This is a genomic window from Nocardia otitidiscaviarum NBRC 14405 (genome assembly GCF_000308635.1).
GTDB classification, from domain to species: domain Bacteria; phylum Actinomycetota; class Actinomycetes; order Mycobacteriales; family Mycobacteriaceae; genus Nocardia; species Nocardia otitidiscaviarum.
The window spans coordinates 1-21,167 of sequence record NZ_BAGD01000100.1 but is presented as its reverse complement, the minus strand read 5'-3'; the positions used below and the strand labels follow the sequence as shown (position 1 = coordinate 21,167).

At 63.6% G+C, this 21,167-nt stretch carries 19 protein-coding genes; 5 read left to right on the top strand and 14 right to left on the bottom strand.

Going from position 1 to position 21,167, the window contains the following annotated elements:
* Positions 1 to 181 precede the first annotated feature (181 nt).
* Positions 182 to 1,513, top strand: coding sequence for an outer membrane protein assembly factor BamB family protein (locus ON31_RS22375; RefSeq protein WP_115061455.1), 1,332 nt, complete (start codon positions 182 to 184; stop codon positions 1,511 to 1,513).
* A gap of 128 nt (positions 1,514 to 1,641) precedes the next feature.
* On the opposite strand, the gene ON31_RS22370 is transcribed toward ON31_RS22375, so the two are convergent.
* The 9 genes from ON31_RS22370 to ON31_RS22340 all read right to left on the bottom strand — a co-directional run bounded on the left by ON31_RS22370 (position 1,642) and on the right by ON31_RS22340 (position 11,949).
* Positions 1,642 to 2,541, bottom strand: a complete 900-nt coding sequence (locus tag ON31_RS22370) for a hypothetical protein (protein ID WP_039816510.1) — start codon at positions 2,539 to 2,541, stop codon at positions 1,642 to 1,644.
* Complete coding sequence (locus ON31_RS22365) at positions 2,538 to 5,102, bottom strand: TPR repeat domain-containing protein (protein ID WP_039816508.1); 2,565 nt, start codon at positions 5,100 to 5,102, stop codon at positions 2,538 to 2,540. Before ON31_RS22365 ends, ON31_RS22370 begins: the two co-directional genes overlap by 4 nt.
* Positions 5,099 to 5,431 (bottom strand): hypothetical protein, encoded by a 333-nt coding sequence (locus tag ON31_RS22360; protein WP_039816506.1) that lies wholly within the window; start codon positions 5,429 to 5,431, stop codon positions 5,099 to 5,101. Before ON31_RS22360 ends, ON31_RS22365 begins: the two co-directional genes overlap by 4 nt.
* 91 nt (positions 5,432 to 5,522) lie before the next feature.
* Positions 5,523 to 5,945: a hypothetical protein gene (locus ON31_RS22355; protein WP_039816504.1), complete on the bottom strand. Its 423-nt coding sequence runs from the start codon at positions 5,943 to 5,945 to the stop codon at positions 5,523 to 5,525.
* 336 nt (positions 5,946 to 6,281) lie between these two features.
* Positions 6,282 to 6,824, bottom strand: coding sequence for a hypothetical protein (locus ON31_RS35765; protein WP_218007374.1), 543 nt, complete (start codon positions 6,822 to 6,824; stop codon positions 6,282 to 6,284).
* Positions 6,825 to 6,925: 101 nt separating this feature from the next.
* Positions 6,926 to 7,873 carry a BsuBI/PstI family type II restriction endonuclease gene (locus ON31_RS35760; protein ID WP_081592650.1) on the bottom strand — a complete coding sequence of 316 codons (948 nt, stop codon included), beginning with the start codon at positions 7,871 to 7,873 and terminating at the stop codon, positions 6,926 to 6,928.
* Complete coding sequence (locus ON31_RS22350; RefSeq protein WP_039816598.1) at positions 7,870 to 9,369, bottom strand: Eco57I restriction-modification methylase domain-containing protein; 1,500 nt, start codon at positions 9,367 to 9,369, stop codon at positions 7,870 to 7,872. The genes ON31_RS35760 and ON31_RS22350 overlap by 4 nt, the downstream gene beginning before the upstream one ends.
* Before the next feature lie 398 nt (positions 9,370 to 9,767).
* Positions 9,768 to 10,661, bottom strand: coding sequence for a phosphotransferase family protein (locus tag ON31_RS22345; RefSeq protein ID WP_255222213.1), 894 nt, complete (start codon positions 10,659 to 10,661; stop codon positions 9,768 to 9,770).
* A gap of 10 nt (positions 10,662 to 10,671) precedes the next feature.
* Positions 10,672 to 11,949 carry an NsdA family TPR-like regulatory protein gene (locus ON31_RS22340; RefSeq protein WP_255222212.1) on the bottom strand — a complete coding sequence of 426 codons (1,278 nt, stop codon included), beginning with the start codon at positions 11,947 to 11,949 and terminating at the stop codon, positions 10,672 to 10,674.
* A gap of 232 nt (positions 11,950 to 12,181) precedes the next feature.
* On the opposite strand from ON31_RS22340, the gene ON31_RS36870 reads away from it, so the two are divergent.
* The 4 genes from ON31_RS36870 to ON31_RS22325 all read left to right on the top strand — a co-directional run bounded on the left by ON31_RS36870 (position 12,182) and on the right by ON31_RS22325 (position 16,761).
* Positions 12,182 to 12,625 carry a hypothetical protein gene (locus tag ON31_RS36870; RefSeq protein ID WP_147286989.1) on the top strand — a complete coding sequence of 148 codons (444 nt, stop codon included), beginning with the start codon at positions 12,182 to 12,184 and terminating at the stop codon, positions 12,623 to 12,625.
* A 27-nt stretch (positions 12,626 to 12,652) separates the two neighbouring features.
* The gene (locus tag ON31_RS22335; protein WP_039816502.1) at positions 12,653 to 13,732 is read left to right on the top strand and encodes an aldo/keto reductase; all 1,080 of its coding nucleotides are present in this window, start codon (positions 12,653 to 12,655) and stop codon (positions 13,730 to 13,732) included.
* Positions 13,729 to 14,520, top strand: a complete 792-nt coding sequence (locus ON31_RS22330; RefSeq protein WP_051037606.1) for an endonuclease/exonuclease/phosphatase family protein — start codon at positions 13,729 to 13,731, stop codon at positions 14,518 to 14,520. Before ON31_RS22335 ends, ON31_RS22330 begins: the two co-directional genes overlap by 4 nt.
* A 105-nt stretch (positions 14,521 to 14,625) precedes the next feature.
* Entirely contained in the window at positions 14,626 to 16,761 is a 2,136-nt protein-coding gene (locus tag ON31_RS22325) for a B12-binding domain-containing radical SAM protein (protein WP_115061592.1), read from the top strand.
* 264 nt (positions 16,762 to 17,025) lie between these two features.
* On the opposite strand, the gene ON31_RS22320 is transcribed toward ON31_RS22325, so the two are convergent.
* From ON31_RS22320 to ON31_RS22305, 5 genes are all read right to left on the bottom strand, one after another.
* Entirely contained in the window at positions 17,026 to 17,715 is a 690-nt protein-coding gene (locus ON31_RS22320) for a cysteine hydrolase family protein (RefSeq protein ID WP_218007373.1), read from the bottom strand.
* Positions 17,716 to 17,980: 265 nt separating this feature from the next.
* Positions 17,981 to 18,508: a hypothetical protein gene (locus tag ON31_RS22315; protein WP_039816500.1), complete on the bottom strand. Its 528-nt coding sequence runs from the start codon at positions 18,506 to 18,508 to the stop codon at positions 17,981 to 17,983.
* A 17-nt stretch (positions 18,509 to 18,525) separates the two neighbouring features.
* On the bottom strand, positions 18,526 to 19,251 hold the full coding sequence (locus tag ON31_RS36865; protein WP_147286988.1) for a hypothetical protein: 726 nt from the start codon (positions 19,249 to 19,251) through the stop codon (positions 18,526 to 18,528).
* A 508-nt stretch (positions 19,252 to 19,759) separates the two neighbouring features.
* The gene (locus tag ON31_RS22310) at positions 19,760 to 20,335 is read right to left on the bottom strand and encodes an MspA family porin (protein WP_157533752.1); all 576 of its coding nucleotides are present in this window, start codon (positions 20,333 to 20,335) and stop codon (positions 19,760 to 19,762) included.
* A gap of 312 nt (positions 20,336 to 20,647) precedes the next feature.
* A partial coding sequence (locus ON31_RS22305) for a GrpB family protein (protein ID WP_039816497.1) occupies positions 20,648 to 21,167 on the bottom strand: 520 nt, incomplete at its 5' end.

The window sequence follows — 21,167 nt, the reverse complement described above, 5'->3', positions numbered from 1 at the left end:
CCAAACGTTCGAGTAGTTCTCCAGGCACCGTCGTGAACATCGAGTTGATACCTGCGCTATCCAAACCCGGAGGTCCAACGACCCGCTAAGATCAAGCAGCTCGAAGGGATCGCGACGCATCCGATTCATTAGCAGAACGTGTGAGTAATACGCCATTCACTCAGAAACTGCGGGGGAATCCATGATCGAGTCGAACCGAACGCATCCGATCCACGCCCACTCGGTACGCATCGGGCTAACGGTGTGCACGCTGCTGAGCGGGCTAGCCTTACTCGGCTGCGGAACCGATCAGAGCGATGCGCCGACAACCACCTCGGCGGTGGCGGGCGCTGCGGATCGCCCGACCTTCGACCCGCCGAAAGTCTTCGCTGAGCGGGCGGTCTCGAAGCTCAATATCCCTGAGCCGAAGCGATGGTCCCAGGAGTGCACGCTCCATGACGGCACCGCAATATGTGCATCGCGGCGGGGCGCACTGATCGCGGTCGACGCGCCAACAGGGAAGCCGATGTGGCAGGTGAGCCCCGCGGTTTCGCCGATCAGTACCTCGCAGGGGCGCGACCACGGCGTGCTCTACGCGCCGATCGTGCACGGCGACTCGGTGATCGCCGCCTTCGGCGGGGTCGTCCCCGCCACCGGAACGGTGCCGGAAAAGGCAGCAATCGAAGTGGTCGCTGCTGAGGTCGGAACCGGACGGCGGCTGTGGGACACGATCATCGATCTCGGTCCGGCATCGGGAGTCCAGAAGCAGCTGCCGATCTCTACCTTCGCCCAGATCAAGGTAGTGGCTGTCACCGACACCGCAGTCGTGGTCACCGGCCGAACTCAAGCAGGGAACCGAGATGCGACCTGGGTTCTCGACCCGAAGTCGCATCAGATCCGATGGCAGGCAGACGAGTTCGTCGCTGAATACGCGGACAACCATGTCGTCGTCGGCGATGGCAAAGCCGGTACAGGTGACAAGGCACGCCGTGGTCGCTCCATCGAGGACGGACATGAGCTGTGGTCCACCGGGCTGGGCGGCGACAGCACCCAGTATCTGACATCCCGGACACCAGGCGCTGCGTTCATCGAGCGGTACAAGGCGTTCGAACTGCTCGACCCAGTCACTGGGGCGGCGCGGTACTCCATGACCGACCCCAGCGCCGACTCCTTGCAGAAGACCTGGCGCTGCATGTTCGACCAGCAACAGATCGTCGTCTGCCAGAACAACACTCGTATCCTCGGGTTCGACCTCACCGATCCCGCAAAGACGTTGTGGGAGTTCGGATCCGACAACAACCGTGTACCACCGACCATGACCGCCGCGTACCACGGCGTACTCTACGGCTTGAACAGCAGCGGAAAGGCCGTCGCGCTCGACGCACGTACCGGTCAGGATCTTCCCACCAGTCCGGTAATCGCACCAACCCTGGTCGATCGATACGTCGGAATCGCTGCCGTCGACGTTCCGGGCACCTTCCCAGGCGGCCTGTTCCATGAGACCACTGGCTGGGTGCATCAGCCGACGGCGTGACGGTGGTGGTGCCGCCGAATTGCTGCGGGGATGGGCGAGAGTTAGTGGTTAGCGGTGGTGTCGCGAGCAGCGAGGCTGGGCCGCAGAGCACCTCGGCAAAGAGGTGTACGGCCCCGATCTCGGTAGCGTCAGTACTGCACGGGTACAGGCCATCCGGGAGATTGCGGTTCAGCAGCTGGTACGGGATCGGCTCGCTGCCTTTCGATTCCTCGGGTGTTGACTCTGTCGGGGTCGACGGAGTTAGGTGCCGGGTTGGTGTGAGGGTTGGAGCGGGCCCAGGCGTTGCATTCCGCGTTGAGCGTTGCGAGGTGGCTGAACGCGGGCGGGGGGGTGCCCTCGACATTTACCCAGCCGTCCTCCTCGACGATCTCCCAGCCGTCGAACACGTTGTAACGCGGCGCGCGATCGGGGCCGATCTGTTCGCTGGTGTCTTCGGGGGGTGTCCGCCCGGGAACTGGACGCACTTCGAGAACGATCATCGCACCGCTGATCGGCTCGCCGTTGCTTCCGTTGCTTGTCCACCAGTAGGTCTTGCCGCCGTCCTGAGAGAAGGCTGCGTCGAAGTAGTCGGTGCAGTAGGCGGCGGTGAAACCTTCATCGGCTGGCGTGATCTGGAGGATGCGTGCTCGAACAGTGCCCGCCAGCCGCTGGAGCCAGTTGCCTTCTTCCGCGCCCGAGGGGAGGTCACCACCATCGGGAGTTCGCAGAGTGGGACGGTCGGGAACAGCCTCGAGATATCCCGGGTAGGAGAAGCGGGCACCGATCTTCCTAGCTATCACGTATCCCTCTTCGAACGCCCTGACGATCGCGCTCGGTGTGTCGCCGAGGTCGACACCCTCGTCCGCGCTCCACTGAAAGGTGAAGTCACCGGCCAAGTCTCGCGGGAACCGGTACTCGGCCGCGGGAACCGGGGTCGGCCGTGCCGTGGTGGTCGGTGTACCCGTGGGATCGTCGTCGCGGCTGCAGGACAGCAAGGTCGCGGTGACCGGGATGAGCACACTGGCGGCGAGCACGCGGGTGAGGTTCATCGTGTCGAGCCCTTCTCGTCGTTGCCGGTCTGCAGTCCCGCCCACTGCCCTTGGTCCTCGATGATCATCGGCTTCTTGTCGGCGGTGCCGCCGCTATAGGTGGTATCTCGGATGGTCGTGAACTGACTGACGTCGTAGCCCTCCTTGGTCAGCACCTTTGTGAGCGCCTGCTCGTAGTCCGCGATCGGGATATTGGGGTTCGCGGCGATCTCGTTCAACGGCAGGAAGACAGTTTGTCCGTTCTCGACCCGCGTCACCGGCACGGAGCCCGATGACCGGGAAGAACTGGCCAATTCCTGTTGCACGGCTTCAGGCGGGATCCCCGCCGCGTGGGCAATGCTGAGCAACTGGGACAGATTCGAGCCAGGAATCGTCTTGCTCACCGAAAGCTCGGCGTTGGGCAGTTCGATGTTCATATCCGGCAGGCCGGTCACCTGCGGACCGCCGTAGAGACCGGGAGCGTCGACCGCGAACCCAACGGCCCCGGGGAACCAACCACCGGGCAGACCGCCGAGGGTGCTACCCGCGTCTTTGATGAAGTTATCGCGCAACGCCTTGTTGTAGGCGTCGATGGCGTCCTGGTTGTCCAAAACGATGCCGCGATGCAGCGCTTCGGCCTGGATGCCGGATTCGAGGTAGCGCTGGAGGTTGCCGTTGATCTCACCGTAGAGATTCGACCCCAGCTGACCCGGACCCTGCGCCCCGTAGGAGTAGGCGTTGGCGTCCTGTTGCAGGGCCACGTCACGAACCAGTTGTTCGGCAGCGGTCGGATCGGTGGCGATGAGCGCGAACAGGCGTGTGGCGTCTCCCTTCCCGACCTTGGCGTCGCCGGTGAATTCAGGGTGGCCGTCGAGTGCGGGGATACCGCCGATATCGTTGAGGTAGCGAGCGGTGATCCCTTCGAGCCGTTGCGCGAGTTCGGGATTCACCTGGCCCAGCGAGCGTCCGTCCTCGCCGATGTTCATCAGCTGGGCGAAGGCGTTGTCTTGGGTGTTCTCGCTGGTGGTGGTGACCAGATCGATGAATCCGCGCGCTGCCAGATCGGCGCGGTCGGCGTTCGCCACCGATACCGGATCGCTCGGGTTCCGCGCGTCGCCGTCGGCGGGGATCCATTCGAGCATCCGGTCGACCGGGGACCGCTGCGTGCTGTCGTCGGACCAGTCGTATTCCAGTAGCGGAACCACGGTCGAGACGCGGTCATAGTCCGCACCGAGCTGTTCAGGGGTGCCTTCGCCGGTGAACAGAACGGTGGTGGCGTCCTTGCTGCGGGCGGCGATATCGACAGTGTTCTCCACCGAGTGCTGCAGGGTCGCGCCGTCGACCGGCAGCCCCCACTCTTGGTGTGCGTTGTCGTTGACCATGGTGGCGAGGAATCCGCCTTGGCGGTACAGCTCGGTACTGAGTTTCGTTCCGGGGATGTAGCTGTCGTCGGCGAGCGACAGCGCGCCGGTGAACCGCGCCAGGTTCTCGTAATGTTGTGCCCCGGCACGGTATTGGCCGAGCCCGTCGGGATCGGGGTAGGTGTTGGTGTTGCCGTCGGGCAAATACCCGGGCGAATCGGGACGCGCGCCGGGATGCTCGATGACCCGGCTCGAGATCATGTCGCGGTATTCCTGGGGCAGCTGCTCGTAACCGCCCGCGACCTGTTTGCCGTCGGCCTTGACCCCCTTGACGTTCTCGTTCGACAGCAGCATGACCGAGTTCGCCAGCGCCTGTGCCTTCGCCTGCCCCTCGGGTCCCTGCGCGCTGAGCTGCTCACTGAGCCGCGCGAAACCGTCCGGGCCGGCGGATTCGAGGAACTTCTGCGTGAACTCCAGCGTGGACGCCGGGACCACGACCGTATCTCCGGCCGCGAGCGCTGCCTTCTCCGCGTCGGTCAGGGAGGTCTGGTCGAAGACCTGGTCGATCTGGGTGAGCACCTCCGGCGGGATCTGGCCGGGCTGGCTGACCTTTTCGCCCAGCCGCTCACCGGTCGTCGCATCGACCGCTGGGTTCTGCGAGCCTTCCCCACCGCTGGGCAGGTCGGCCATCGCCGCGTTGATACCGTCGGCCACGCTCTGCGCCGCCACCCCCGCCGCGGCCAGCGCGGCCTTCATCGACGTGGAGTACTGGTCGGCTTGCCGCTGCAACGCGGCGAGCTTGATGACTGCGGCGTCCCGGTCGGTGTCGGACATGGCGTTGGCCAGCTGCGACAGCGACAGCGTCACCGAGCCGTCCTCACCCCACTGATAGCCCCCGGCGGTAATCGTGGCCAGCAGGCTGGTCACCGTGGTCTTGGCGAACCGCACCGGCTCGATCCCGATGGCGATGGCCTCACCCGCCGTTTCGAGCGCACCGACGCCCTTGTACCCCTGGTCACGGACGATCAGGCCCTTGTCCCGCGCACCGTTGCCGAACTTCCCGACCAAATAGTCCACCGAGTTGCCCACGGCGTTGTACGCGGCGTCGAGCTCGATTTTGAACCGGGCCGCCTGCTGGGCCCAGTAGCTGCCCTGCCGCGCCAGCGCGTCGAGGTCCCAATCGCGTACCTGCGACACGGTCGGGATCGGTACCCCGCTCATCGCAGTCCCTGCTCCAGCTGCGTGAACTTGCCTGCGGTGTCGGCCTCCTGCGCCAGCACTGTCGCCAGGCCGTTATCGGTACGCACCGCCAGCACCCGCACCTGCTCGGTAGCCGCCTGCAAAACGTTCGTTGCCGCCGTAGAGCCGGACAGGCACGCGGAGTTGACCGCAGTCCCGGGCAACAGCGAACTCATGGTGATGGCGGACTCGAGCGCCTGGTCGTCCGCGCGAATCCCCGCCAGAGTGTCCGCTGCCGAGTTCAAGGTGGTGACCAGTCCGCGCGTGCGTTCCGGATCGACGTAGATGTACTCGTCGGCGTCGTACCCCATTACCGTCCCCCTCGATTACATACCACTCCGTTTTCGCCGGTCACTCTACTGGACCGGTGATCACGGCAGCATGTCCGAAGATCATGAACCGCTACCAGTCGTTGTCGGCGGCGATACGTGACCGAGGCCGCAACGGGCTGTAGTCCTCGTCCTCGGGATCGCTGTACCCGTAGTCATGGGAGCGCGGATGCGCGCCCGCTGGAACCGGCTCCGCCGGTGCAGGCACCGACCGTTCCGGGGCATCGCCTATCTGGTCGACGACATCCCGCACACGCGGATCGGCCCACGCGTCGCGAAGGATGTCTGCGACTTGGACCTGGGCTTGTGCACGCGCCTCGTTGAGCAGGCAGGTGAGCAACGGCCCCAGACGCCGCCCGCCCGGGAAGACGTTCTCGTCGACGTGGACGGCCGTGACCTCGCCGTCGGCCCTGACGCCCACCTGGACACCGTCGCTCTGGGCAACAGCGTGACCGCCGGTCAGGGCGTCCGCCAACTTATCCAGTTTCGTGCCCAACGACTCGGTGTACGCGGGCGGATCCGACGGTCTCGAATTCACGGGCAACCCCCTCACGGCCTACCTGCTGTCTGCCCACTGCACATTACGGGACACATCAACAGAGCAGCTCTCTCCCAGCGTTGCGTCGGCCGCAACAGCACTCGTCGGAGTCACGCCTGCCAAGGTCAGTCAGGATCACGCAACGGGAGGCTATTCGCCGAACAAACAGATTCACGCACAATTGTTCGAGCATCAGATCGTCGATCAGTCAGCCGCAATAGCAAAGGCCCTCGTTCGCCGTTCAGCCGAGTCACGGCGGTGTTCGATATACTTGGCCAACAGCCTTGCATGACACTAGCCTCCCAGGGATGAAATCCATCGTCGAGGCGGAGTGAGCTTACTGATCTCAATATTGTATATCTCATGGCCTTCGCGGACGGTATAGTCTCTGTGAACTCTAGATCCAGCTCCATAATATGTTGTATTCTGCATGAATATGTCCTTCGCTATCCCTCCCAGGAGCCATAGTCTTTTGCATGGAACTTCATAAGAGGTGAAGAAGAAGTATTCGACAGGTTCCATCGCGTGCTTTGCGGTAATCTGCGCTGTATAGCCAGTCCTGACGGGGACAGACCTTTTGACGGTCTTCACTCCTATTGAGCTATCACCAATTATGAAATCTGCTTTACCTGCCGCCTCCTCCAGGATCCATTCCACGGGGAGTGTAGTATTCAGTCGTGCCCATTTATCGAAGCAGATCTCGCCGATCTCGCCTACCCATCTGAGATCACTACTCTTCTCCGTGAATATGTTCCCATATAACCTGTCTCGCTCCTCTCGCATGCGAATTGCTTGGTTAATGAATTCTTCTGGCACGTCGCCGACAATGAAGTCCATAGAACGCTGCTTACGTCGGAACTCGAATGAGTTGCACTGCGGGTTGGGTAAACTTGCGAGCCTCGAAGAAGGCTTGAGGCGCCAGAGTTCTATCTGGCAACTCACTCATACGGCCCCAGGAAGCGCTCTCCATTGAAGTGGATCAAATGCGTCGGGTCCTCGGAGCACCAAACCTCTGTTTCCCACGCAATCTGGGAAAGATATTTCCGCATCTCTTTACGGTCAGGGAAACATGATACGTACACAAGGCCTGGTGTCGCAGCTTTGAAGAGCTCCGACAGTTCTCCCCGACGTTTCGAATCTACAGGCCCATGCGAGTTAGCGGCTTCCATAAGAACAAGCCAGTTCTTGTCTTTCATATAAACGACTAGATCTGGCATTTTTCCGTGTGTATTGAAGGTTACGCCAAGTTCAGCGAAGCGCTCTTTTTCGAAGACCACGAACTTGTCGCCCGCATCTCCAACATAGAGTAACTCGCCCCCGGGTGTGAATAGTGAGCAGAAATCCTCTGTCATATGCTTAATGAGTGGGTTCTGTCCCCCCGGAGACAAAGTGAATTCTTTGCCATCGGCGCTGCGGACGGGAATGCGGTTCATCTCTCGTGCTGCAGCATATAGCGCCTTCAAGCCCGGTACCTCCGCGAGGTAGTTGGCAAGCGCCGAGTCGAACTTGCGAGTTCCGAAGCACTGGATGACCTTCAATGCCGCAATATTCACCTGATAGTTCGATTTTGGTGAGTTTGTCGGCCGATCGGGCTGGTCAGGATTCTGCTGCACCAGCATCGCCTCCACGAACTGGTGGAGTGTGAAGCGCCGGACGGTCTCACGGGTGTTGGGCTTGTAGTCGCGGCCGTACTCGTCGCGTATCCAATCCATGATCGCTCGGGTTCCGAGCGTGGGATTTACAGCCGCGCTCCATAGATCCGATGGCCGTAGCTGTAGCAGGGCCAGGAGAGTCAGTGCCGAGCGCTCGTTGGACCGCTCGGAGTCCATGCCGAGCGCCTCAAGAAGTGACCTTGCCTCGCTGACCCTGGCGGAGATGCTGTTCACGCAGCCGTGTCTACCACATCGAGAACCTTCTCGACGAGTGCATCGACCTCTTCTTGGCTTGGAAGTTGTTGCGGCGCAAGTGAACCCAGTTCGTGCAGCGACTCTCGATCTGGAAACCGAAGGGTTCGAAGGTCGGTCGCGTTCACCTGAGTATGGCCAGAGAACGTGCGGAAGAACCTGTCAACGAGTGAGGAGTTGAGCCACATGGAGAGTCCAAAGGCTGTGTCTCGGTCGAGTCCTTCGCCAGCGATGTGGAAGACGTTGACGTGATTCTCGAACGCGACAGGACCGGGGGTGTGTTCCGGTGACCACACCGCGGCCACGATGCGGCGACGTTCCTCCTTCGAGGAGAACCGCTTGACGACGCAGTACCACCCCTCCGGGAACAGTAGCTTCTCGTCCTTGCCAGCCGCCGGTGAAAACCACTGCGGCTTCCGGATCTCGCGGGGCCAGCTGACCATGCCATCTCGAATGTTGCCCGGATAGATGAGCGGGGCTGCATTCTCGGAATGCTCCGTGAGCAGGCATTCCTTCGATCGAAAGTCGACAACGCGTCCAGTGGAAACGGTGATTCCCAGGCTGGACAAAGTGTGGGGAAAGGACAGCATCCGCTCCGCGACTTCAGTGTCGTCGTCGTTAGCCGCGATCCGAATGAACCGATGAGGGTCATCGGGATGTATGACGTCGGAGTATGCCACATCACGATGCGCGGCATCGTCCTCATGTCCGTTACTGGTTGACAGCATCACTCGATCACGGCTCCCGCCCCGGGTGCCCGAGAAGATCACGTTCTCTTGCAGCACTCCGGTATCGGCGAAAACTGTTGAGCGGGACTCGAAAACATGAACTCTGTCCAGTGAGATCTCGTCGAGCAGATGGCTACGGAACGCGCCAAAGTACGGACCGTTGCAGAACGACCGGGGAGTGATAGCTACGAGCTGGCCATGAGGGTTGAGAGCAACTGTTGCGAGCGCCAGAAATGCTGCGTACAGGTTAGGTGCGTCCACACCGATACTCCGCACGGCGGCGCGGGCTGACGAGGAGGCACCCAGCTTCGCATAAGGCGGGTTCTGAATTACCAGATCGAAGCCGGTCAGCCGTTCGTCTGCATCGAGCCCGGTTGCTTCCGCAATGTAGTCGGCAGCAACGAGCTCGGTGGTAACGCGCCCCCCACCTGCGGTCGAACAGGCTTCGAGAGTGTTCTCAAGAAAGGGGACAACAGAAGCGTCGCACTCGACGGCGACGGCATGGACCGACAAACTTGGACGCTCGTGAAGGACGCGAGACACCAGTGCTGCGGTCAGCATTCCGGAACCTGCGCCGGGATCGAGCACCCGGATGTGTCCGCCTTCGGGGAGACGCGGCATCCTGGCAATTAATGATGCAGCGCGTTTGGGAGTAAAGAACTGGCCTAACGCCTCCTGACTCTTGGCCTCAAGTCCGGACAGGGCGGCTACGCGGTTCTGCTCAGCCAGGGTCAGGAGATCGCGCTGCATCCGGCCATCATGCCGTAGCCGCAACACTGAGCCAAGCTCGGACTGGCCGTGTTGCGCGTGTCGGTACCGTGGTAACAATCCAGGTCGAACGGGGGGGGAGCGTCCCAGTCTCAATCAGCGGGTAGGCATCCACACCTAGGTAGCGGATCAGCATGGACTGAACATCGGCGCACGTGCCCGGTGGCGGCTTCGCCAGACCTCCCGGAGAGTGTCCTGGGCGAACCCGTTGTACGGCCGTCTCTGGCTGCGGTCTGCTCAGATCTAACGAGCATAGTGAGCGGCGCGGTGTCCTCATCTCGCCGCAGATACGCGTGAGCGACCTCGATGAGGTGGCCGGTCCGCGCGGCGCGTAACGCACATGATGTCTTTCGGTGTTGCCGGAGCTGCCCACACCGCGATTACAAGGCGGCCCATATCCACGGTTTCGGGATGGTACCGCGAAGGCAGGCGATGCGGTGATGGGCCTGCTGGCGCGCCTCCGAACTGGTGTCGGCGCGATCGAGTGCGAACCCGACCCATCGGAGTTCCTGGATGTCGGCGAGGAGGCGGAACCGAGGTGAGGCAGTGACGTCGTAGCCGCCGTAGGCGTCTACGAACAAGCGGTAGTCGTTGTCGGAGATCCTGTGGAAGTCGGTGTGGTCGACGGCGATTTGAATGAGGTCCCAGTCAGGGTGTCCGGTCGAGACCTTATCCAAGTCCAGCAGGGTGGGGACGCCGGAGTCGATGGTGACCACGAGGTTGCCTTGCCAGGCGTCTCCGTGGATGACGTGCGGTGTTTGCTGGGATTGGTCTCGCGAGTATCGAGCCTGGAGGTCGTCATGGTGCCGCAGGAGCCAGGCCCGGTCGTCGTGGTCGATCGTCGACGCGGCGGCCAAACGTTCGCGCAGACCCACGAAGGGGTCGTACTCGGGTAGTGCTGGCTCGGACGGCACCGGCAAAGCGTGGAGGGCACGCAATGTCACTCCCAGTTCGGGCGGAGTTGACGTACGGTGGTTCGGGACGAGTCGCCACCAGGTGACCGGGCGGCCGTCCACGACGATGGGCTGTGGCAGATTCGGGACAGGCTCGACCGTGTTTACGCCGGAAGCGTTCAGCCACCGGGAGACGGCGAGTTCCCTGGCAGCATCGTCTGCGGTGCCTGGTCGACCGATTCGGGCGACCACTTGCCCTGGCAGCTGGTAGATGGCGTGAGAGCCGTCGCGGATCACGCTGCTGCCGGTCATGTCGAGTGCCGCGATCTGGGCGGCTCTGGCCAGGATTTCGCCGGACGGTGTCACGGGCACGCGGTTCACGTTTCGATCTTTACATCGTTTTCGCCGTCATGATGGCGTGGCGTAGTTCGGCAACGTCGGCGATCCGGCGGTGGCGGGCACTCGCGGCGGCCAGGGATCCGAGTTCGTTGTGGAGCCGTTGGGAGGACAATGTCGCTGCGTCACGGGCGGCCCGCAGCCCGATGGCTGCGGCTTCTCGTGGGTCGTCGAGCCGCATCCGCAAGGTGGCCAGGCGAGTGAGCGAGAAGGTGCGCGATCGCCGATAGTCGCTGCCTTGCAGGTCGATCGCTTGCTGGATTCGGCTGGCGGCCAGTTCGACACGCTGGCGTTCGTGTGCCACGGGGATGAGCGCTTTTCCGGTGCTGCCGAGGTGCTCGGCGAGGTCGTAGTAGCAGAGCCAAGGCGGATCGGCGGTCGGGCCGCGGGCAGCGAAATGCTCGTCGGCGCGGGTCACCTCGTCGAGTGCTTCCTGGGTTCGTCCTGTTGCGGCGAGGTACTGGGCCCGCAGTGCGCCGAGCATCGCCCGGGTGGTCGATGCCAGTCGGTCGGCTCGCACTGCGGCTAGTTCGATCAGCGATAGTGCATCGTCGGGTTTCCCGACGTAGGCGGTCTTTCTGGCCATGTCGGCCAGGCTGCTGGCGCGTAGTTCCCACGAGCCGGAGGCATCGGCGCACCAGAGCGCGAACCGGAAGCAGCGCTCGGCGGTGGCGTGGTCGCCAGTGTCGAAGGCCGCATAGCCCGCGACGCCGCTGAGATTGCCGATGGCTTCCACTAGGGCGTTGCGCGCAGTGGGCACGATAGCGCCGTGGAGCAGGGGCGTGAAACGACGAAGCTGCGTGATGGCGAAGGAGTCCACGGACCCACCTCCGTGGAGGTTTTCGGCGGACGCTGCGTCGCGCGTTGCGGCCTGGACGTCGGTGACGTCGGTCATCCCGATGCGACCCGTTCTACGCGCTGTGGTCATGTCAAGTGGAACGAGAACGTCGGGCACGTTGCCGAGGTCGAAGGGGCTGAACAGATTGGGTGCGGACGCGGCGGAGCGCTGGCGGCGGGGCGTGAACCCCAGTTCGGCATCCGATGCCTCTAGTACGGCCCGGAGCGCTTCTCGGTAGCCTTCGTTCGGCCACCGGATGGTTCCGCGTTCGTAGCGGGCGATGGTATGGGCGTCCATATCTCGCCGCTCACCGCGGGTCCGCCACAGGTATCGGTTAACGGCTTCGGCGAGTTCGGCGCGACTCATCGCGCGCCCGGACACGACCGGTGACGGCACGGCTTCGCGCCGCTGCTGCAACCGTACATTCGGTGGCATACCTACCCCCTCGGCCGTTCCCCGTGCCGGGGCCGTGCCCGGCGTCAGCGTGATTCTGCCCCATAATTTGCCCTCTCTCAGGCGTTCGGTGGCGGTGTGTGCTGGAGGTGGACATCCGGACGGTCGAAATGAGCCACAACCCTTGGTTCTGACCAACTTGCACGCAGCACGAGATGGTGTGCCGCTAGGCCGGGTGTCGGTCCAGTCATCACGCGAGCGAGGTCTGACACGAATGACACAGACAGCGATGAAAACCCCTTGGCCGCTGCACGAATCACGCGCACTCGGTTATCTGCGCGGCGATATCTCCGGCACCGGCCTTACCCGGCACACCGACGCGATTCGTTCACTGGCAAATCGGTGGGACTACCAGCTGGTCTACATAGTGAGGCTTTGGCCGAGCTCGGTGCCCGACCCCTTGGAGCACGTCCTCACCATCGCCGACGAGTTGAGCGTTGCGGCGATCCTTGTTCCAGACCTCGCACACGTGGACAACCAACCAGCGCTCGTGTGCGATGTCTGTGATTTGATCACCGCTATCCCCGAACAAACTTGGGCGCGTACCGAATTCGTGAGACTGCCGCCTCGTGACGAAGACTTCGAATTGACGCCGCCGGGGCTCTCGGATGCGGCTTGCACCAACCGTCCGATGCGCCGAGCTGTTGGCCGACGGTAACGACCGCGACGAGGGAAAGGGGCAACCATGATCAAGCGGACACTGGGGGCATGCGGTATCGAGGTCTCCGGGCTAGGTGTCGGCTGCTGGGCCATCGGCGGGCCGGACACCAATCTCGGCCTGCCGATGGGGTGGGGAGCGGTCACAGAGGCTGACGCTATTGCCGGGCTCGAGTGTGCGTGGGAGCTCGGGGCGACGCTGTTCGACACCGCCGACGTGTACGGGCACGGCCGTTCCGAAAGATTGCTCGGCACACTGGTGGCGCAGGTGCCACGCAACGAGATTCAACTGGTGTCGAAAGTCGGGTACTTTGCGGGGACCGCCGCGCACGGCTACGACACCGGGCACATGCGCCGTCAGCTGGAGCAGAGCCTCGATAATCTCGACACCGATTACCTGGACGTCTATTTCTTCCATCACAGTGACTTCGGTCCGAATAATGAACGCTTGGAGCTGGCGATCGAAGCGATGTACGACTTCCGTGCCGAAGGGCTGATCCGCGCGATCGGTATGCGCGGGCCGCACCGCTACGCAACCGACCGGATCAGCGAAGCACCGAAGACCGACAAGGACAAGCGGTTTCGGGAGTTGTTCGACCGCATCCGGCCGCAGGTACTTGCAATCCGGGACAACCTGCTCACCCCGGCCGACCGGTCCATGAGTATCTTCGGCCTGGCGGAAGCGCACGACTGCGGCGTACTGATCAACAAACCGCTGGCCCAAGGGCTGCTGACCGGGACCTACGATCCCGAGTATCCCCGGGCGTTCAGTGAGGGGGACCACCGCTCGCGCAAACGCTGGTTCACACCAGAGGCGACCCGGATGATCAACGAGGGGCTCGATCAGGTGCGGGACCTGATCGGCGGGTCGTCCGCAGATCTGGTGCGGATCGCGTTGTGGTCATGCCTGGAACGTTCGAACAACGCAGCTGTGCTCGTCGGGTTCAGCACTCCAGCGCAGGTCACCGCTAATATCACCGGTTCGGGCCAGCGGCCCGCAGAGGCGGTGATCGCCCGGGTGCGAGCGATTATGGGCGATGTGCAGCGGCGGCTGGACGCGGCCGGGGAGGTATTCGTGGACGAGCGGGCGATGGGAGCACATCGATGAGCCACGCATTCCAGTCGTCGGTGCGGGTGCTGTCGCTGAATGTCCAGCATGCCAGCATGATCCGCGCGCAGCGGCAGGTGTCGTGGCTGTCGCGAGTCTCTCCCGATGTCGTCGTGCTGACGGAGGTGCCCGCTGGCGCAACCGGGGATTTGATGGCGCAGTGGCTGCGCGGCGTGGGTTACAGCGTGCAGCTGCCCGACCCCGGCGGCACCGACCGGTACCGGGTGCTGTTGGCTGCCCGGGGTGTCCTCGATCCGGTCGATACCGGGATCTCCGTGATGCCGCATCGGCTTGCCGCGGCGCGCGTGAAGCATGCCGGCACGGGGTTCGAGTTCGCCGTGGCCGGGCTCTATGTGCCCTCGCGGGGTCCGGCCGAGCGCCGCAATGTCGCCAAGCGTGAGTTCCAGGACGCGGTCACGGCATGTCTGGCCGAGCTTCCGCAGCGGGCGAGCACGCCGGGCCCGGTCGTGATCACGGGCGATCTCAATGTCGTTGAGCCCGGTCATGTTCCGCACTATCGCGTCTTCGGAACCTGGGAGTATGACTTCTACCGGGCGTTCGCCGCGAGCGGATTCGTCGACGTGTTCCGCCTCATACACCCGGATCTGGTCGAGCACTCATGGTTCGGGCGTACAGCCACTGACGGCACACGCAATGGTTACCGCTTCGACCACACCTTCGTCACCGCCGAGCACCGCCACCTCGTGCAGGACTGCGCCTATCAGCATCGTCCTCGCCACAACGAGCTCAGCGATCACGCAGCGATGATCCTCACGCTGCGCGTGTAAACGCGCTCCCCCCATTAGTTTTCAGCGCCCGGCCGCCCGGTCGGCACGCGCTGCGACCCAGTGCTGCCGAAAACCGGCCGGGTCCCCGTCAGAAACGGCACCACCATGCATACCGACAGCCCCGTCGCCCGCCGCATCCTCACCGTTGTCGCGAACACCGGCGGCGACACCGACAAAGCCACGTCCCTGCTGGGCGATCTCCATCTCAGCGAACCCAACCAGCTGCGCGATGCGCTCACCGCGACAGTCCCGTCACGACTGCTGGTCGCCGACACCCTCGATCACCGGCTGCTACTCACAGAGCACGCCGATCACCACACCTGGAGCATCGCCGAATTGTCCGGACGCCCACTCGCCGAACGCGCCTGGCCCAGTTGGGCACGCGAAGGCATCATCGTCGACACCGCAGAATCCTGGCTCAGCACCGGGAACCTCACCACCGACGCCGAATTCCGGCTCACCCGCCCCCGTATCCTTCTCGCGGCGCTATACCACCCCGAGCACTTTCCGCTCCCACGGTTCCCCCTGGCGATCAGCGATCTCGCCCGCGCCGCCCGCGCCACCCTGACCGGGCAGGTCACGCTGATGGACATGCAGCTGGGCACCACCCTGAGCGACATTCTCACCACCATCGCCACAGAACAGCCCGACATCCTCGGCATCTCCGCGACCTTCGGCCAGCACGACCTCCTCGTCAGCCTGCTCGGCGCTATCGAAGTCATGGCTGACCGGCCACTGGTCCTCGTCGGCGGTAGCCTGACCGCCCGCAATGAGCGTCTCCTACTGGAGCGCTGGCCATGGCTGCTCATCGCCCGCGCCGCCGGGGAACCGACCGTCGCCGACGCCCTCGCGTTCTGGCACCGCGACCTCACCATCGATCAGATCCGGGGCCTCGGCTACACCGGCGCGAACCGCGGCGAGGGCACCCTCACCGTCGGGCGCTACCGGAAGACCGCCACCGCTCCCAACCGGACACGCACCGACATCTTCCCCGAGCTCGACTTGTTGGCAACGACTTTCGACCATCACGGCGTCGCGCAGCTGGAATCCTCACGCGGCTGCACGAACTACTGCTCGTTCTGCCCACGTGGACACAAAGGCACCTGGTCGGGGGTGCCACCGGACCAGCTGCCTTCGATCGTGTCGGCTATGAGCGAGGTCTTCGATCGCTATCCCCACATCGCCCGCACCCTGTACCTGGTCGATGAAGAGTTCATCGGACGCGGCCCTGACTCAGTCGATCGGGCCCTCGCGGTTGCCGAGATCGTGCACCAGCACCGATTCACCTGGGAGACCTCCTGCCGCATCGACCAGGTCGTGCGCCTCGACACCGACCGGGACTGGCACTGCCACCGCGCCCATATGTGGCGCACCCTACACCGGCGCGGGCTGCGCCGTTGCCTGTTCGGTGTCGAATCCGGCGTCACCTCGATCTTGACCCGGTTCAACAAGGAAACCACCGCCGAGCAGAACGCCCTGGCCATCCGGACCCTGTCCGCACTCGGCATCCCCACCCGGTACACCTACATCACCTTCGACCACCTGATGTCGCAGGCCGAGCTGCGCGCCACCCACGCCTTCCAGGCCCGCACCGACCTGATCCTCGAACCTCTACCGCACCTGCCGGTCGAAGCGATCGTCGACGGCGTCCGCGACGAAGACTTCGTCGCCGAGCACGCCACGGGACGCCCGTTCTACACCGGCATCTCCTACATGCTCGTCTCGATGGAATGCCTCATCGGGGCCGCCTACACCAAACGGGTCCAAGCAGCCGGCCTCGCAGGCGCCACGCGACCGTCGATGGGGCGACTCGACGCCGAGTTCGCCGACACTCGCATCGGCGTGTACTCCCAACACGCCCAACTGTGGATCGACCGGCATTTCGCACTCGACTACACCCTGAAATCCCTGGAAAAACTCCTCGACGGACCGGCCCGTCACGCCATGCGCGACGCTCGCGTGGTCGTCAAAGACGCCGCCTTCTCACTGCTGGGCGACATGGTTGCCCTGCTGGACGAGGATGCCTCATCGTCCGCTACCTCAGCGGATCTCGCTAACTGCGTTGTCGCGCTGATGGATACGCGGCATGATCAGTTGCACACCCGGCTCACCGCCGCCGTCCGCGGCCTCGAAACTGTGCTGGCTCCGACTCAACGCAGCCTGCTCGTGACCGCGTTCAACCAATGGCGGAGCCACACAGGATGGAATCTGATCAACGCAGCCGACCCTTGCGGGACCTGACCGCGCTGCTCAGAGGTTGTCCCGGATCCCACCGCATGATGGTCCCACCGGACGCGGTCGCCTCTCGCCGTTTCGGCGGCATTCTCGGACCAGACATGCCGCGCTGACCGAACTGGCCAGTTCGGAGCCTCAAGAGATCAACGGCCTCAGGCATCTGGTGTCGGCTGAACGTACGCTACTGCTGGACCGAGCACGTCTCAACGTCGAAGCTGGGCTTGCCGTCAACACCGATGGAGACCGGACAGGTGGCTCTCGATGGCGTCGCTATTGTCCGGCGGCGCGGATCATGGCGAGCACATCCGCCGTCGAGCGCACGTCGCCGAACGATCGGTAGATCGTGTGCAGTGTGGCGTTATGGTCCTGATCGCGGCGAGCGGCGTTTGCGTCGGCGACCATGATCACCCGGAAGCCGAGGGTAGCCGCGTCGCGGGCCGAGGACTCACAGCACACGTTGGTGACAGTCCCCGTGATCAGCACCGTGTCGATACCGCGCTGTTCCAGCTGCTGCGGCAGCGCGCACCGACCTGGAAAGAAGGCGCTGAACGCGGATTTATCCACGAAGACATCTCCGTCGTCGGCGACCAACTCCGGCCACAGCCGGGCGTGCGGAGGACCGGTACCGCCTGACCTGCTGAAGATTTCGGCAAATGCCGGACCGAAGAACTCGATCGCTGCCCGACTGGGTCTACTCGTGTCAGGCAGCACCCAGGCGACGGTGCCTCCCGCTGTCCGCAGCGTCTCGGTCAGGCGATTGATGTTCGGCACGATCCCGCGGCCGTAGAGGTTGTCGGCGACATGGAAGGGCACCATGTCGATGACAACCAGCGCAGTCGTCGCGGGTACGAGATCGGAGTAGGCAAACCGCCGCCCGCGGCGGTCTTCTTGGCGAGCGTATTCGCGTGCTTCGATATGCCAATCGTGCATTTCCGGCGTCGAAGTGCCGTCGACATTCACGGTGTGAAAGTCTCGCACCAGGTGCGCGCACTGAGTACGCCGACCGTCCCCTTCGAACTCGTGGCCGCACCGATGACCGGCGGCAGGGCCACGCGAACGCACTCACATGCCGCATACAGCGCTGACGGAACCAGCCACAGCAGGATGTCAATCTGAGCTCTGACGTCAGCTTCCGCCGATACGACAACCCACCGGTCGGGGGTGACGTCGGGATTCACCGATCAACGCCGTCCGGGTTCGCCGATGTAGCCAGCCACGTCGCTGTTCAAGAGTCGAACACAGATACCGTCAGCAGACTTGTGTTCACACATCCGGTCTGTTGGCGTAGTTGGTCAGCCAATTCGAATCCGCGGGTTGCCTGGCGGCGGATGTCGTCGGTGAAGTCCTCAGCGGGCGTGACACCGAAGTAGGTCGGGTAGGGCGTGGGCGAGTCTGGGTCGGGCGCATCGATGCATAGTGCCGTCACGATCAGCTGGTCGTCGGGCATGCCCTCGATCTGGGTGCCCATGGGTACCGCGACCAGTCGTGGTGGCGTGAGAGCTGTACTGGTCGTCCGGTCGAGGATGCCGAGATCGCGCTGGGCCTGGGCGACAGTCTTGCCGATCTGGTCGCTGAGCGTGACGTCATGGAACGGGCGAACCGGCTCCGTCGTCGGTATCGCGCCCGAAGGGTGGTCGTTATCGAATACCCCGGACACACCACCCAACCCGAAGATCAGCAGGAACAGCAGCACCACGACGCTGGCCGCCGCTACGACGAGCGCCCTCACCGGACGTTGCTTCAGAGCGTTCATTGTCACCCCTTCCCATTTCACGCCGCTGGCTCGAGGACAGGCAGGCCGCCGCCGCCGAGCGAGTAGTAGAACCCATGTTCGGTGGGTCCCACGGAGCGAACTCGGCAACCTACCGCAACTCCGCAGGTCACTTGCTCCCAGTGTCCCCACCATTCAGTTACGCGATAGGTCGGGTACACGTTGACGACCTGTCCGACGGGTATGTCGTACGCACCGCAGTCGACCGACATCGACGCCGTGACCGTTTTGCTTTCTTCGGTCGAAGTGGAGCGGTGGTAGGAGCCACTGAGTTCTCCACTGCCCTTTTCGTTGCTGAGCCCCAGGGTTCCACCGACATCGAAGCCACTCTCGGTCACGTTGAGCGTTCCGCGTTCGATGTCTTCTCCTTTGACAACCTTGTCGCCGGGCCAGTTTCGGTCTGGATCAGGTCCGAAGCAGGTGACCACAGGGTTCTCCTTGACTGGGCCGGTTCTGATCCCACGCGGCTCTACGCGGTCGATTTTCCAGTGGTAGTAGGTCCCGGTATGCCATCGAGACGGGGCATCACCCACGTCACCGGTGACAAGGTTGCCCTTGCCATCGGTTGGACAGTACTGGCATCCGTTGTACGACGGGCCTTCTCCTGGTGGTGGTGCCTCACCGACCTTGTTGCTGACCTCATGAAGTCGGCTGTCAAACGGTCTCGGGTTCGTCGTCGCGGTGTCGGGAGAAGGCGGTGGCATCGAGCCCTCGGTTTCCGGCACAACGGCATTCGAGACTGCGGGGTCCTGCCTGCGAGGAGACTCAGGCTCAGCTGCTGGCGTCTGAGCGGGCACGACGGGAGTGACGGTCGGCACCGGCACGATGTCGGTGCCATTGCCTTGAGGGAGTTGACCCGGCGCGTTCCCAGCCTGGCCTTGAACCCCAGCGCCGGGTGCTTGCGTGGGCTGTAGCCCTGGTGCGGTCGGCGGGGCGGTCGGTGTCGTCGTGGTTGGCTCTCCCGGGTCGTGGCAGACGTAGGGCACCGGGGGCGGGGGTGGAGGTCCCGGGTTGCCGGGATTGCTTGCTCGCCAGGTCGATTCCCACGCCGCGTTGTAGGCCGCGGTCTCCCGCGCGCACCGTTCGGCCGGGGTTTCACCGGTGGCGGTGCCGGGATTGAGCGCGATCACGGTCGCCGCCGCCACCGTCACCGAGGCGGTGATGGCGGCGACCGCGCGCCCTCGCCGTTGAGGTCTGAGAATGTCTCCGAGTCGCATGTCAGATTCCGCCCCTTTAGATGGTGGTCGGGTCGGAGTAGACCGTGACCGTGGTGTCGGCGACATGGGTGGACATCGAGAACTGGGTGTAGACGCGCACACTCACCGGACCCAGGCAATTGTCCACATGCACCTGGATACCGGTCAGATCCGACGCGCCGACCGCGCCCTCGAGCACCCGCTCCGACAACGGGATCGTGGTGATCGCACCGGGTTTGATCGTGGTCTGGATCGACGGCGACACCGTCGCACTACCACCGACATTGACCGAGGGGCGCTCGGAGATGGTGACCGAGGCATTCGGGCCGACCGACGCCGAGGACCCGGTCTGCAACCCCGAGGACACATCCGTATTGCAGCCCAACTGCAACCCTGAGCGCAGCGCCCCCGACTTCACACCGGTCGAGCCCCGACCGGTGATATTGCCGATCGCGGTGGCATCGACGAACGCCTCCCGCGTCCACGGCGACTGGGCCAGGTTCGGCACGGTGTTGACCACCACGTTCACCAGCGACGCCTCCGCCACCCAACCATCCACCGTCGGTTTCGTGACCACATGATCGGGGCTGCGGACCAGCTCCGCCGACGCCACCCCCACACCCGACAAGACAACAGCCAGCAAACCGACAGGAACTGCGGAAACCCTCATCGTCACAGCGAACCCACCCCAATGTTGTTGCGAATTTAGAGCCTTGACTGTTCGACCAAAGCAGAACCGCCAGTCACTGGCAATCCTTCAGCAAATTTTGTGACAGGGGTCACGCGGTACTGATGAAAGGCCATGATGACGCACAGTGCGCCTCTCAAATCTCTCCAAACCTCGTTGGATCAGAGACAGCTTCACAGCTTGTTCTTAACCTCGGCTGATGATTCGGTCCCGGTCATCGAGGCCAGCCGGTATGGCTCAATCTGTCGGCGTCCAGCTCACGGACTGCGCCCACGCTTCCGCCCGTAAGGTGATCTTGGCGATCAACGGCCCCTTGGCATCTGCGTAGCCATTCATGTCGGCCCAGTCTCGCTGTGCGAGAAGGCGTTTGAACTTTTCGTATGTGGCACGATCCGAAGAATCGTGCCGCAGCCAGTCTCGAAACAACAGATGGCGCCGTTCCCACTCGCTACCGACTGTGCAGATGTGGACATGGACGTCACGCTGCGGAGTTCGCACCATGCGGTGACCTCGCTCGCGGACACGAAGCTGGTAGCCCGCCGTCAGAAGCTGATCGAGATAGGCCGCCTCATCGTCGACATTAGGCACGCTGAGGTCGATGTCGAGGATCGGCTTGGCCGCCAGGCCCGGCACCGCAGTCGAGCCGATGTGGTCGATGCGGCACGCAGTAGCACCCAGTGCCTCGCCGATGCGACCCCGCTCGATGGCGAAGCGCTGAGGCCAGGTGGGGTCGTAGGCGACGATGTGAATGTCTCGT

Bases quoted from the DNA above. Each gene is read 5' to 3' on its own strand.
- ON31_RS22375 (WP_115061455.1), top strand. From the start codon at position 182: ATGATCGAGTCGAACCGAACGCATCCGATCCACGCCCACTCGGTACGC.
- ON31_RS22370 (WP_039816510.1), bottom strand. From the start codon at position 2,541: ATGAACCTCACCCGCGTGCTCGCCGCCAGTGTGCTCATCCCGGTCACC.
- ON31_RS22365 (WP_039816508.1), bottom strand. From the start codon at position 5,102: ATGAGCGGGGTACCGATCCCGACCGTGTCGCAGGTACGCGATTGGGAC.
- ON31_RS22360 (WP_039816506.1), bottom strand. From the start codon at position 5,431: ATGGGGTACGACGCCGACGAGTACATCTACGTCGATCCGGAACGCACG.
- ON31_RS35765 (WP_218007374.1), bottom strand. From the start codon at position 6,824: ATGGACTTCATTGTCGGCGACGTGCCAGAAGAATTCATTAACCAAGCA.
- ON31_RS22350 (WP_039816598.1), bottom strand. From the start codon at position 9,369: ATGCAGCGCGATCTCCTGACCCTGGCTGAGCAGAACCGCGTAGCCGCC.
- ON31_RS22340 (WP_255222212.1), bottom strand. From the start codon at position 11,949: ATGCCACCGAATGTACGGTTGCAGCAGCGGCGCGAAGCCGTGCCGTCA.
- ON31_RS36870 (WP_147286989.1), top strand. From the start codon at position 12,182: ATGACACAGACAGCGATGAAAACCCCTTGGCCGCTGCACGAATCACGC.
- ON31_RS22335 (WP_039816502.1), top strand. From the start codon at position 12,653: ATGATCAAGCGGACACTGGGGGCATGCGGTATCGAGGTCTCCGGGCTA.
- ON31_RS22330 (WP_051037606.1), top strand. From the start codon at position 13,729: ATGAGCCACGCATTCCAGTCGTCGGTGCGGGTGCTGTCGCTGAATGTC.
- ON31_RS22325 (WP_115061592.1), top strand. From the start codon at position 14,626: ATGCATACCGACAGCCCCGTCGCCCGCCGCATCCTCACCGTTGTCGCG.
- ON31_RS22315 (WP_039816500.1), bottom strand. From the start codon at position 18,508: ATGAACGCTCTGAAGCAACGTCCGGTGAGGGCGCTCGTCGTAGCGGCG.